13 protein-coding genes and 1 pseudogene are annotated in these 13,842 nt (G+C 35.0%); 10 read left to right on the forward strand and 4 right to left on the reverse strand.

All coding sequences use genetic code 11. The annotated features are described in order from the left end of the window. Positions 1-327: 327 nt before the first annotated feature. The 4 genes from HCX49_RS25775 to HCX49_RS03555 form a co-directional block, all read right to left on the reverse strand. Entirely contained in the window at positions 328-465 is a 138-nt protein-coding gene (locus HCX49_RS25775; protein WP_206368199.1) for a DUF1348 family protein, read from the reverse strand. Positions 466-621: 156 nt separating this feature from the next. Then, the gene (locus tag HCX49_RS03545; protein WP_168126164.1) at positions 622-1,170 is read right to left on the reverse strand and encodes an antibiotic biosynthesis monooxygenase; all 549 of its coding nucleotides are present in this window, start codon (positions 1,168-1,170) and stop codon (positions 622-624) included. Positions 1,171-1,190: 20 nt separating this feature from the next. Continuing rightward, on the reverse strand, positions 1,191-2,249 hold the full coding sequence (locus tag HCX49_RS03550) for an NADH:flavin oxidoreductase/NADH oxidase (RefSeq protein ID WP_168126165.1): 1,059 nt from the start codon (positions 2,247-2,249) through the stop codon (positions 1,191-1,193). A gap of 83 nt (positions 2,250-2,332) precedes the next feature. Further along, on the reverse strand, positions 2,333-2,602 hold the full coding sequence (locus HCX49_RS03555; RefSeq protein WP_168126166.1) for a Dps family protein: 270 nt from the start codon (positions 2,600-2,602) through the stop codon (positions 2,333-2,335). 447 nt (positions 2,603-3,049) lie between these two features. Here HCX49_RS03555 and HCX49_RS03560 point away from each other — a divergent pair. The 10 genes and pseudogenes from HCX49_RS03560 to HCX49_RS03600 form a co-directional block, all read left to right on the forward strand. After that, positions 3,050-3,295: pseudogene (locus HCX49_RS03560) on the forward strand (transposase); the annotation flags it as partial. Positions 3,296-3,567: 272 nt separating this feature from the next. Further along, positions 3,568-3,966 carry a winged helix-turn-helix transcriptional regulator gene (locus tag HCX49_RS03565; RefSeq protein ID WP_237682708.1) on the forward strand — a complete coding sequence of 133 codons (399 nt, stop codon included), beginning with the start codon at positions 3,568-3,570 and terminating at the stop codon, positions 3,964-3,966. Between the two features lie 424 nt (positions 3,967-4,390). Further along, positions 4,391-5,452, forward strand: a complete 1,062-nt coding sequence (locus tag HCX49_RS03570) for a zinc-dependent alcohol dehydrogenase family protein (RefSeq protein ID WP_206368200.1) — start codon at positions 4,391-4,393, stop codon at positions 5,450-5,452. 90 nt (positions 5,453-5,542) lie between these two features. After that, on the forward strand, positions 5,543-6,289 hold the full coding sequence (locus tag HCX49_RS03575; protein WP_168126168.1) for an SDR family NAD(P)-dependent oxidoreductase: 747 nt from the start codon (positions 5,543-5,545) through the stop codon (positions 6,287-6,289). Positions 6,290-6,298: 9 nt separating this feature from the next. Further along, entirely contained in the window at positions 6,299-7,240 is a 942-nt protein-coding gene (locus tag HCX49_RS03580) for an NADP-dependent oxidoreductase (protein WP_132767493.1), read from the forward strand. 468 nt (positions 7,241-7,708) lie between these two features. Further along, positions 7,709-7,936, forward strand: a complete 228-nt coding sequence (locus tag HCX49_RS25780; RefSeq protein ID WP_410528500.1) for a hypothetical protein — start codon at positions 7,709-7,711, stop codon at positions 7,934-7,936. A gap of 200 nt (positions 7,937-8,136) precedes the next feature. Beyond that, entirely contained in the window at positions 8,137-9,180 is a 1,044-nt protein-coding gene (locus HCX49_RS03585; RefSeq protein ID WP_168126169.1) for a heavy metal-binding domain-containing protein, read from the forward strand. A gap of 507 nt (positions 9,181-9,687) precedes the next feature. After that, complete coding sequence (locus tag HCX49_RS03590; RefSeq protein WP_168126170.1) at positions 9,688-10,476, forward strand: DUF2971 domain-containing protein; 789 nt, start codon at positions 9,688-9,690, stop codon at positions 10,474-10,476. 19 nt (positions 10,477-10,495) lie between these two features. After that, positions 10,496-12,004: an SIR2 family protein gene (locus HCX49_RS03595; protein WP_168126171.1), complete on the forward strand. Its 1,509-nt coding sequence runs from the start codon at positions 10,496-10,498 to the stop codon at positions 12,002-12,004. After that, positions 11,991-13,736 (forward strand): ATP-binding protein, encoded by a 1,746-nt coding sequence (locus tag HCX49_RS03600; protein ID WP_206368203.1) that lies wholly within the window; start codon positions 11,991-11,993, stop codon positions 13,734-13,736. The genes HCX49_RS03595 and HCX49_RS03600 overlap by 14 nt, the downstream gene beginning before the upstream one ends. Positions 13,737-13,842: the final 106 nt, after the last annotated feature.

Genomic DNA, 13,842 nt, shown 5'->3' on the forward strand with positions numbered 1-13,842 from the left:
TAAAAATATATTTTTCACTGGTCCTTGTTGATGGCATTCTATGCCGGTTTTTTTGACACGGTTACATTGACAGTTCCTTACGGTTTGCTTTCTGCCTATATTGTTGATCATCTTGTCGTCTTTGCATATAAATTATCCAATCATGTTAATCTACTGGATTTACAAGAGATAAATCCGTTCTTAATGTTGAAAATATGCATGCAAACCAAATTATTAAACTAGAGTAGTGTCAGATCAATTATCAGTATAACTTTCATTTTTTATTCAAATTTGTAAAAAAGTGGAATCAGTAAATACGTTTTTTATTAATTCCACTTTTACCTAAATTTATATCGCTACATCATTAGTAATCATGTATCTCTTGGCCATTAAGTCATTTTCGTCAAATTTCCAATTTTCATTTCCGTATGCCCTGTGACTCCTTTTTTCTTTTGCTATATTGCATACTGCAAAAGTATCAACCACTATTTGTCATTCAAATATGCACTAGCTAGCATGGATACTTTGCATTTCATTGTAAAAAGATTGTTTTAAGTCAAACTAAATTTTATTGTAGAAAATTAGATTACAAAAAAATCACTGGAGTAGTGCCAGTGATTTTGTATTTTTAAGTTGAATATTTTATTTAAAAAGCCATTTTCTAATTAACTTTGTGTAATTAGGCATTATCACATAAACCATTAGGAAAACGACAGAGCAGGAAATCAGAAGTCCATCAAAATAGTGATTCGTAGGAATCTTTAATACTCTTAAAAAGGGTAGTATCAATAATGGAATCAGCAGTGATAATGGATAAATGGCAGACCAGGTAACCAAAAACTGTTTCCATCGGACGGGAACTTTGGTTTCATTTTCTGTTTCAAAGAGAAAATCAAGGCCAGATTTTATTTTATAATTGTCGTTTTTCCTGAAATAGGGATTGGCTTTTTCAATCAGTCTTTTTCGGTCGTTAGATTCCATCCAATTCTTAAGATTTTTAATCGTGTCGAATCGGATGATTATAGTGTAAATAAAAGTAAGATTAGGAATTGGACGTACAATTTGAAGGTCTATAAAACCTTCTGAATGTTTAGTAAGAGGAACAATCTGCTCCAGCCATTTTTCATATTCTTCTTGTTTTGTGTCTAATACGTGATGAGTAATAACAACAGATGCACCTTGAGTTTCCATAATCTTAGAATTAAATATAATTAAAAAGCTCTTTTATATTGCCACGGAATTTCGGTTTCTATTCCTAATTTTTTTGCTGAATGTAACGCAAAATAAGGGTCTCGCAAATGTTCTCTTGCGATGAAAACCAAATCTGCTTCGTTATTTACAATAATATCATTTGCTTGAATGGCTTCTGTAATCATTCCGACGGCTCCTGTTGCGATCTTATTCTGTTGCTTAATAATCGAAGAAAACGGAACCTGATAATTAGGGAAAACACGGTCTTTGCTGACGTTTGCAAACCCACCTGCCGAAGCTGTGATGAGGTCTACACCATTTTCTTTGAGGATTTTTGATAGAATGATACTGTCATCCAAAGTCCACGCATCAGGTGTTTCCAGATAATCGACTGCCGAAATTCTAACTAAAAGTGGCATTCCGTCTGGAATTGCATTTCTCACTTCGATAACAGTTTCTATCAATAATCGGATTCTGTTTTCCAGACTTCCACCATATTGGTCATTTCTTTTGTTGATGACTGCGGAGTAGAACTGATGAAAAAGATAACCGTGACCGGCGTGAAGTTCTATGGTGTCAAAACCTGCCTCTACCGCTTTGAGTGAAGCCTTCACAAATTTCCCTTTCAATTCCTGAATTTCTTCAATTGTTAATTCCTCAGGAATTACGCCATTCATTTCAGTGTGTGAAGATGATTTTACAGTCCAGCCACCTTCTTCTTTTGAGAGTGGTTTCATTCTTTCATTGGGATGTTTCAGGCTTCCTTTTCCGCCGGCATGCCACAGTTGGATTCCTATTTTTGCATCCTGTTCGTGAACAAAATTAACAATTGTTTTCCATGCATCTTTCTGTTCATCATTCCAGATTCCTACATCACTCAATGTGGCTAAACCTTCGGGCGAAACGGCGGTACATTCAGTCATTATCAGACCTGCTCCGCCAACGGCTCTACCGCCGAGATGTACAAGATGCCAATTTCCAGGAACACCGTTTTTCGCGCTGTATTGTTGCATTGGCGATACTACTATCCTATTTTTTAGGGTTAATTGGCGCAGGGCTAAAGGTGAGAATAAATTCATTTTTTATATTTATTATTTAAAGTGATTAAAAAATATTTCCGCTTCTGAAACAGCTTGCTTTGGTGAATGATTTTCTTCGTTGGCTAATTTATAATATTGAGATAGATTTTCGTTGTTGCAGGAGCGTAATGTGTTATAGCTCTCATTTTTTCGATACCATTATCAATCAGTTCATTCAATTGTTTATATTGCCCTTCGAAAAAAATGTGATTGGAGTATAAATTATCTTCTGTCACATTCCAATGGGCATTTCCGGTCTTAATATAAAGAATAAATTCGTCTGCTAAAAGTGGTGCCAATTGTTTCGCTACAGTTTGTGTGTGTTGATCTGAAATTCCAATTTTAGTTTTCATAATAGTTGGATTTAATTTTAGAACCTTATTGCTGTTTTACTTATGTAAAGGTCACTTGAATTCTTTCGAAAATGATTGAGTTTTCGTTGAACAGGCAAAATGTGTCGGTGAATTCAGCTTTTTGTTGAGATTTTAAATATAATAGAAAATACACGCAAAATGTAATTTATTAAACTACTTAAATGTTTAACATTTCTAATAGTTATATATTTTATTCCCTAATAAGTTCGGAGTCATATTTTAAATTTCAAATCAATGCAGTTGAGAAGATGAAATATATGAAATGGAACTTAGAACATAATTTGGAAATTTTATCCAGTTGTTGACCTCCTCCCGAAAAACTGGACAGTTTAAGAGTATAAAATTCGGACCAGAATTACTAATTTTAAAGAGGTAAAATGATTGAAAGATCGAAGTAAGTTATGCTTCGCATGAGCTCCCTTCGGTCGGTTTACCGAGGCACAGATTGCTTTTGCTATCAAGCAGTCCGAGACCGGGATCCGAGTGGAGGAAATATGTCGCAACCTGGGTATCAGCGAGGCAACATTCTACAATTGGAAGAAAAAATACGGTGGTTTAGGGATTTCTGAACTACGAAAGTTACTTCAGTTAGAATAGGAGAGCGCACAACTTAATAAACTTTTTGCAGATCTGATTTTGGATAAGCAGATGTTGTACGAAGTCGAAAAAAAACTAAGCGTAGCGTCTCATAAATACCGATAAAAATAAACAATTATGAATAAAAGTATTGAAGCCTTTCCAGCTTCGTAAAATGGTAAAGGACCTGATTTCCGATTATCGAGTTTCTTGAACAGGGTCTGCCAGACCGCACTTTTAAACAGATCCATTTGGTATGACAGAAGTTGTAAGTGTAGATACTTCTCTATGTTTAAGAATACGAGATCTTGCGGTCACTCGAGTACGTTATGGGCTTTGGCGGATTAATATACTTTACGGAGTGAGGGATGACCAGAAAATCATACTATTTATTTTGTAAATTAGTACAGTCAAATATTATCAACATGAAAAAAATTGTTATTGAAGAGCAGGATATAAATGCTTTGCAAGATACGATATACGTTATAGGGGGTAAATGGAAACTTCCCATCATTTATTCCATATGTAATGGAAATAAAAGATTTATGGATATCGAAAGAAGTATTCCAGGCTTAACGACCAGAATGCTTGCCCGCAATCTTAAAGAGCTTGAAGATAATAAGTTAATCTCACGTATCATGAACGCTGATATCGGGGTAGCTGAATACGAATTCACAGAATATGCAAAAGAATACGGTACTCTTATCATGAATCTAATTGCATGGGGAAAAAAACATCGCGCTATGATTATTGAATCACTACGTTAGATTTAATTAACTTCAATCACTATTACTCTGGTTAACTGTAAATATTTTAAAAATAATAATTAGTTACTTTGTTAATACTATATTCTTCAATTTCTGATTATATCTGCTAGTTTCTGCATATTTTTTTCCAATCAGCATCTATTTAGGTAGATACCTATACATTTTTATAACTGTTACTAGCCCAAACGGTTATTTCATACTTTAAATCTTATTTTAATAATTTTGTAATTCAAGTGTAAAATGATTTTCAAATACCATTTGCCTCTGAATTTTTAAAAAAAACACTCCAAATCCATACTGTGGATCATTATAATTTTCCATCAAAATCTTTCATTTTATCTTCTAAACTTATATCAGGCATTATTTATTACTTCTGTAAAAGTTGCCTTAGCAATATCATCAGTGATAGTATCAAGAAAACCAGATGAAATTCGAGATAACTTTGAAAAAAAATACAGAAATGAATATTCCAAATTTGATGAAACAATGGGAGCTAAGTGATTTCGGATTAAATAATTTGAAGCTGAATATAGTTCCGGTTCCAACACCCGGGCCTAAGGAAGTGTTGGTCAAAACAGCTGCGGTCTCTTTAAATTATCGAGATCATTTGGTTACCAGTAATGGTATGGGTATGCCTTTGGCTTTTCCATTTGTGCCAGCTTCTGATATGTCGGGTGCCGTTGTCAAGATCGGTAGCCGGGTTAGCAGATTTAAAATTAACGATAAAGTTATTTCTACAAATATAGCAGGATGGATTGAGGGACCTGCACCATCTCCAGATATTGCGCCCTCTTTGGGTGGGATGGGGCCAGGAGTCCTTGCCGAGTACGTTTGTTTACCGGAAGACTGGTTATCACTTGCTCCCAAGAATTTATCTCCTGTAGAGTCTGCAACTTTACCATGTGCAGGGCTCACTGCGTGGATGGCGGTTTTTGAAAAAGGAAAGTTAAAGTCAAATGAAACATTAGTTGTTCAAGGAACGGGTGGGGTTTCGCTTTTTGCAGCACAATTTGCCTATAGTATTGGTGCCAATATTCTTTTAACAAGCTCCAGTGACGACAAGATAAACCGGGCAAAAAGTTTAGGTATTTCCGCTGGAATAAATCGGTTTAATAATGAAGACTGGCAACATAATGTATCACAGTTGACTTCAGGGCGTGGTGCCGATCTTATCATTGAAATGGCCGGTAGCGAAAATCTTCAAAAATCATTAGATGCAGTAGCACAAGAAGGTCGAATTGCAATTGTGGGCGTATTAGAGGCTGCGGATGCGACTTTGCCAATCTTTAAAGTACTATCCAAACGATCATCATTATTAGGTATAGGAGTCGGTTCCAGGAAAAGTTTAGAAGCAATGTGTTCCTATATTGATCTTCATGAAATTAGACCGGTTATCGATGCCATATACAGATTTGAAGATAGTCCAAAAGCATTCGATCATTTAAAAAGAGGAGCCTTTGGTAAAGTGGTTATTGAAATTCAATAATCATAGTTATAAGAACAAAATCTCTATGCTATCCTTTTATGATTAAAACTGATAGGAGAGATTATTATATAAAATTTAATTAAAAAAAAGATGTTAAGTTTAAAAGGAAAAGTTGCCTTTGTTACAGGTGGAACACGTGGCATGGGGCAAGCAATAGTACAACGTTTAGCCGCTGAGGGAGCCTCAGTCGTATTTACATATGTTAACTCACAAGCGATAGCAGAAGACATTGTTGCTGGGATTGAGCGTGCAGGAGGGAGTGCAATAGCAATACAGGCAGATGGAGCAAAACAAGGGGCTGTTTCATTTGCAATTGAACAAGCCGTTGAAAAATATCAAAAAATAGATATAATGGTCAATAATGCAGCAACAGTTGTAGCTGGTAGTATTGAAACAGCGATAGAAAGGGAGTTAGCATATAGTCGTCAACTTGATACTAATATTCGTTCCGTTATTGAAGGAATTCGCAAAGTTCAACAGTATATGCCAGATGGTGGTAGGATTATCAATATTGGTTCGGTCGGTGCCCGTCGAATAGGAGGACCTAATATGGCCGACTATGTGGCTACCAAAGCGGCAATAGGTGGCCTTGGTAGAGGTTTAGCATGGGACTTTGCCCCTCGTAATATAACAGTTAATACAATTGAACCAGGTGCGATCGATACCGATATGATGCCTGCTGATCCCGCAATCCGTGAAGCATATATTAATGCCATTCCACTTAAAAGACTTGGCAAGCCAGAGGAAATTGCTTCAATGGTCAATTTTCTTGCAGGTCCAGAAGCTGGTTATATTACAGGATCGAGCTTTGTTGTAGATGGAGGAATTACAGCTTAAATATTACACATGAAAGCTATGATATTGAGTGCACAGGGAGGAATTGAGAATTTCTCTCTTGCCGATATTCCCGTGCCGTCTTTAAAGCATGATGAAGTGTTGATTAAGACCAAGGCCATCAGTATAAATCCTGCAGATACCATTGTTAGAAGTAACAATAATGTAAGTTGGGTATTTGGAAATGATAATCCTTTGGTTTTAGGATGGGATATCTCTGGTGAAATTGTAGATATTGGGTCATCAGTTCAAAATTTCAAAGTAGGCGATGAGGTTTTTGGTCTCTTAAACCATCCCTATATTGGCCGGACATACGCCGAATTTGTAGCCGCCTCCGTTGAACATCTTGCACTAAAACCAAAGAAAATAAGTCACGAAACAGCGGCAGTATCAACATTAGCAGCATTAACAGCTTTACAGCCTTTAAATAAAGTAGGGATTAAACCGGGCGATCGGGTATTAGTTACCGCGGCAGGCGGTGGAGTAGGACATTTTGCTGTCCAATTTGCAAAACAAGCAGGAGCATATGTGATTGCCTTAGCATCAGCATCTAAAAAAGATCTTTTGCTTCAACTTGGAGCTGATGAATTTATTGATTATAAAAAGGAGAAATTTGAAGAAATTATCCATGACATAGACATTGTTATTGATGGAGTTCGAGATGATCAGCATCTACTTCGAAGCTTAAATATTATAAGGCCAGGCGGAACTTTGATTAGTCTGTGGACGAATGTAACGGAAGCATTATCTGAAGAATTTCAACTTAAAGGGATCAATATATTTTATAATATGGTATTACCCAATGGTGTTGATATGCAATATGTTGCTGATTTGTTAGATAACGATCTTTTAAAACCTCATATCAGTAAAATATTTCCATTCGAGGAAATCCCTAATGCCCATATAGAAATAGAGAAGGGACATACCACGGGAAAATTAGCCGTATCGTTTTAAAATAGTAGTTAAATACGTAAATTTATCATATTTCAGTAGTAGGCCTTTCAAGCTATTTTAGCGTCATGTTTTGCTAAAGTTTAATAAATCGATTAAAAATAAAGCAAGTATAACAGTCATTTTTATTAGAATGACTGTTTTACTTAATATACACACCAATCACATATTAGCTATTCTTACTTTTTAAAAATTATTTGGAATAGCCAATATTATTTTACTATTAATCGTTTAACGTATTTTTGTATTTAATACCATCTTTCATAATTATCTTAAAACTAGAATCCGGAGTTTCGATTAGTTTAATATTAGTGAGCGGATTTCCATCAACAATAATTAAATCTGCATATGCACCTTCTACTATTGTAATTACCCCATTTTTCCTACTCCGTGCAAACAATTGAAATTGTTAAAGGAATCAAAGAAATAATGCAGTTTTATAAAAATAAAATTTAAAGTGAGCTCCCAAAAATTTATTCTCAAGATTTAATAAATAACTTATTTAAGCATCCTTATACTAAAATTGAGTTTTTTGTTGAGGATCTCGGTATTTCCCGTCAGACGGCTTCTCGTTATTTGGATCAATTGGTAGCGCTCAAATTGGTTTATTTACAGAAAATTGGAAAAGAAAATTTTTATATAAATATAGAGCTATATGATTTTTTAAACAAAGCAGCTCATCTTCATAAATTGATATAGGAATAGCATTTTGTGTTTTACGTGTTATAAAAAGATTAAAAATGTAACACGTAAATTAAATTTTTCATAAAAATAAACGCATACAGCCATTCTGCCAAGAATGGCTTTATACGTTTTATACCATCCTTACGGCTTCCCGTATTTTTTAATCAAACCGATGCTTTATTTTCGGGCTTTTAAAACAGTATTCATCATAGACCATGATCGTTACCAGTACCAATACCATCGAGGGGAGAGAAGTCCTGCGTTATTTTGATCCCATATCAGCAACAGCTGTTATTGGAGCCAATGCTCTGAGTGAAATAGGAGCTAGCTTTGTCGATTTCTTCGGTGGACGCTCCCGCAATTATGAAAACAAACTACAGGAGCTATATAAGAGCGTAGTGGAGTCTTTGAAGCAAAATGCACGTAGGTATCGGGCAGATGCCGTTATAGGCTTCAGCGTCAATATTGATGAGCTCTCGGGCAAAGGAACGCAAATGTTTATGATCACCGCTATCGGTACTCCTGTATTGCTCAATGAAATTAAACATATACAGGCAGAAGCAGTAGGTGGAGATATCGATGGATCAGTTATTAAGAACAAAGTCAAAGCAAGCTTGATTATAGAACGCTATACCGGTATCTATGCTATGGACAATACTACAGCCGAGTTTATAGTCACATCGCGATTGACCGAATTTGTACCCCTGCTATTCAAAGCGATGAATGAAACAGGGGAGGATCAAGTATTCAAAGACCGTCAAGCCACGCTCTTTCGTTATTTTGATTTCCTGGACAAAGATCAAGCTATAGCCATACTTTATGGACAGTTGCTGTCGGATGATTTAACCAGTGCGCAGTTTAAGATCATTAGCAAAGCTATTAGTAGTTCCAATCTTATCGATTACGATCAGGTGGAGAAACTGTTAGCAGGATCTTTATTGGCAAAAAAGGCAGCATTGAAGGTACTTAGCTTAGACAAAGACTGGTATTCCGTTCAAGATATTGCCTATCTACAGACATTGAAAGGAGAGGGCTTGTTACAGCTATTTCAAGAAGTAGTTACCGTTAAAGAATCAAAGGGCATGTTTTCATCGGTAAAAGAAGTATGGGAATGTCTATGTGGCTATAGCAATAAGCTTGATGCTACAGCATGTAGTTCTTGTACCAAAGATAAGCGAGGCTTCGGTGCTGAGGAATTAAAACCTGAAGCTGTGCAGAAACTGATTAATCGGAGATTGGCGGTTATTGAGGGTATTTAACAGTGAAAACCACTATTTTACTTTTTATTTTTTAATGTTTACTTTTCCCGTTATATTGCGGTTGATTTTGAGTAAAAATATTAAGCCAATAGTCTAAGTTATCTTTTGTAGCAATTGTATTGCAGTTGTTATAAAAGAAAATGGATCATTTACCTTTTCACTCCTAAAAAGTCAAGATTGTTTTATTGTACAAAGATTACGATGAATTTCATCCTGTTTAAGGCTTTAATTCACCATATATTGCGAATTTGTTTTATTCGATATCTGCCTTATTGTGGTGAGAATTTGATAAAGAAATTTCCTGTATAATAAATATTAACCAACAAAAATTGAACTGATTATATTGACGAAAGTAATGACGAATATTGAAACAAAAAAACGGATGAATACTATTGCGAAAAGATTACTTTTTAGCATTTCGTTTATTTCAGATGTTTTTACGGTTTTCCGTAAACTATCTATAATCAGTAATGATATCTTCGTGCGCTACTGCTTAAATTAAAAAATATGGGTCTTATTTACCATTACACTAGGTTTGAAACTTTTATGTCCTATATCTTACCGGTAGGTCTACTACGTACAAGCTCACTTCGGCAGATGAATGATCCAAGAGAATCTTTAGATTGGTCCTTTGGTGGCATCAACGTACCATATGAAGAAATATTCAAAGGGTACTACTCTGATAAAACAGCGATAGATTGTCAGATTAAGTATGGCAATATGATTAAAGATGGCTATCAAATTCTTTGTTTTTCCGGAGCGAAAAGAGATGGGTGGAATAATGAGATGATGTGGGCTCATTATGGTGGTTTACATTCAGGGGTATGTCTAGAGTTTGACGAAGAAATTCTTTTAGATAATCTGAAAAAAGCCTATCCCGATCTGAGTTGTCATTTGGAGAATATCGATTACTCAAACCGTAAAACGGATCCATGGATTTATTGGCAAAGTAACAAAAGCGAATCCGAGAATATGAACGATATCCTCCATTATCTGGTAAAGGACATGACACTTTTGAAATCTATTTTTTGGGAAAGCGAAGATGAGCGAAGGTTAGTTTGCCGAGGTACAGATAAATCGCTATATATACCGATTGAGAATGCGCTAAAAACAGTTTATCTAGGTGCGACATTTGAACGGAGCAAGGTATTAACAAACAGTATTTTCGAAATGTTTAACGGCAGGTTCAATCTTTCACTATTAATTTATCAGCACAATGTTTTTGAGCGTTGGGGAATTAAAACGCTGTCAAATGGTAAAATAGGTACTTGTGACTTTGAAGATATTAATCAATAGAATAAACAAATCAATTATTATGGAAGATAATGAAGAAGGACAGAGTAGGGAAGAAGTAAAACCTTCTTCTAATGCTAAAAAGCCTAAGCAAGTTATGTCAACTGAAATTACTGAGCAAATTGAAAAAGAATCTGTTTGTGATACTATAGCTGAAGGTGATGAACAAAAAGCTAATGGAGCAGAATCTAAAAATGAAAGATCGGATTCTTCGGTGGTTACTGAAAAAGAAAATAATGCGACGAATAGTTCATGTGAAGAAGCTGTAGGAGCAAAAGAGTTAGCTTCAGCCATCAAGCCAGACTTGTCTTATTTATTCGTAAACGGTCCAGATAAATTTTTAACAGCGACAAATGTTAAGATGGTAGATGGCGACCTTACGGGGTTCGATCAGTTAGCCCCATTCGCTAAAAAAGACGACAGTGGAAATGAAGTAAAACCAACAATTGAAGATGCTCAAAAAGCAAAACAAAAATTATATAAAGAATTTTTTAGAAAGTCATTTAAAAATGTCTTAATTCTTTCTGGAGCAGGATCCTCGATTGATGTAGGACTTCCTTTGATGAAAGATTTATGGATAAAAGTCAAAGAAAAGATTACTGATCGGATTTTTACTGAACTATGTAAGAAAATCAATCATAGTACAGTTAATGACTTCGAAGCTTTGATTTCGAGACTAGAGGGGGTTATTCAGTATACTGAAGATTATGAAGTTAGGGGGCGTAAACTGAGTGATTATAGAGAGGACATTCTAAAAGTCATTCGAAAAGAAACTAAGCTCGATGAGCCCAAAGGAGAATTTCCACATGTCAAATTACTTGAGAAATTACTTCAAAGAAAGCAAACCAGTTCACGTGTTAAAGTTTTTACTCTAAACTATGACCTTTTATTTGAAAAGGCTGCAAATCATATGAATGCTGTTATTATTGATGGTTTTTCATTTACTTCTCCGCGGACCTTCAGCGGTCGTTTTTTTGATTATGATATTGTACAAAGAGAAGGGAGCAAAGTTAATGAAGAGGATAATTTTATAACCAGAGTTTTCCATCTCTATAAATTACATGGTTCTTTAAACTGGCACAGAAATGAAAAATCAGGAAGTATTATAATAGATGATAATACGCAAAATCCATTGATGGTATATCCTAGAGAAGGTAAATATAAAGATTCGTATGGACAACCATTTTTCGAGATGATAGCGAGATTTCAGCGAAACTTAAGAGAAAGCAATGATACACTTCTTATTTGTATAGGTTATAGCTTCAATGATAATCATATAAATGCAGCTATTGAAGAGGCGATCAACCAAAATCCAGGATTTAGGATGGCTGTTGTAGACCCATATTTAGTATACGCTCATAAAGGCGGTTCGGCAGCGTATAGGAGCATAATAAAAAATGCCATTAAGTCAGATAGAATAATGGTGGTTTCAGAACGGTTTAGAGATTTTGCGAATCACTTTCCAGAGATTCAAACCTATGATAATGAATTAAGATTAAAACCAATAAACTTAAGAAATGAAGGGCAATAAGATAAATCCATTCTCCCATGAGTATTTCATTGGTTATATCAATCAGGTCTTGCCTCAGTTTATTAAAGTGCATTTTCCATCATCTGTACTACTTAACGGTTTTACACATCAAGGAGAAGAGTTTAATGGAGGATTAGTTGGTAATTTTCTTGTAATAGAAGGTGATAATTTCGGTTTTCTAGGACGTTTAGTTGAATTAATGCTTCCTGAGAAAGAAAGACTATCATTAAGTGAAAAGTCTTTTCAGACAAAAAATTTTCATCCAGAAGGCAAAATTGAAATATTACTTTCATTCGATCTTTACAACCCTTATGTCGTTAAGAAAGGGCTATCTAGTTACCCCAATATAGGAGCTAAAGTTTATGTTTGTTCATCTGACCTCGTTAAACAATTTATGTCTAGGTTCGGAGCGAAGGAAGGTGAGGAGGTTAGTCCAGTTGTGTTAGGAAGACTTGTGGCAAACAGAGATACTGAGGTTCATGTTAACCTTCAATCTCTATTTGGCAGACATTGTGCTATTGTAGGAACTACAGGAGGAGGTAAGAGCTATACCGTTAGTAAACTATTAGAGGTGCTTTCAGAAAAAAATGCAAAGGCAATAATAATTGACGCAACAGGAGAGTATTCTGGAGCATATAAGGGTTTAGTAAATGTTAATATTGGAGATGGGAAATCACTATTTCATTATTCACAGCTACGGACAGATGATTTATTTAATCTTTTCAAACCTTCTTCTAAAACTCAGGCTCCAAAACTTATGGAAGCTATTCGATCTCTTAAGATTGTACATTTGACGAACGGTGTTAGTCTTCAACGAAAAATTTTGAAAGAAACAGTTGAGACATTGGTTAGTAATGGTTTATTGAAAAAGTCTGGGTCAGACAAGCGTCCATATGAGAGGTATTACTATGAAAATATTAGTGTAATCGAAAATGGAATGGCAGAATTCGATATAGAAAAATTACCCTTTCAGATATCTCAAGAATGTGTATGGGATTGTGGCTCTAAATGGGAGGGTACACCTAGGGCAAAAATAGATATACCAGAAAAGTGGGGCGATAGAAATGAGTCAGATGTTTCGTATAATGTTAGCTTAATTTCAAGAATAAACAACATTATAAATTCACCGGTGTATCAGAATCTTTTTGGATTTAAAAAAAAGAAAGATCAATCTGATATTTCAAATATAATTGAGGATTTTATTAAAGGGGATCAATCAATTCTAAGGCTCAATTTTGAAAATGTTCCATTTGACTTTCAGGTCAGAGAGATATTAGCTAATTCAATCGGATCATTTCTATTAAATAAAGCGCGAAAAGGAGATTTCAAAAAATCACCACTGACGATATTTATGGATGAGGCACATCAGTTTTTAAATAAATCCGTAGGAAGTGAGTTCTTTGATGGAGCCAATCTAGATGCATTTGATTCAATAGCTAAAGAATGTCGTAAGCATGGGTTATTTCTTTGTATTGCGACTCAAATGCCTCGTGATATACCACAAGGAACCTTAAGTCAAATGGGAACTTTCATTGTTCACCGATTAATTAACCATTTTGATAAAGAAGCGATTAGCAATGCTTGTAGCTCTGCCAACCGTAATACTCTTGATTTTCTACCAATCTTGGGAGAAGGAGAAGCTATCTTAACAGGAGTAGATTTCCCAATGCCTATTATATTAAAAATTGACGAACCTAATGTTAAACCAGATTCAAGAACTCCAAAAATTTGATAGTTAATTCTCTGATTTTACATTAACAATATGTAGATGATAGATTCAGTTAGTTTGATTTGGTTAAGTAAAAAAATATATCGCTAAATAATAAGTAAGACAACAA

This window comes from Sphingobacterium sp. B16(2022), assembly GCF_012030425.1.
GTDB lineage: Bacteria > Bacteroidota > Bacteroidia > Sphingobacteriales > Sphingobacteriaceae > Sphingobacterium > Sphingobacterium anhuiense.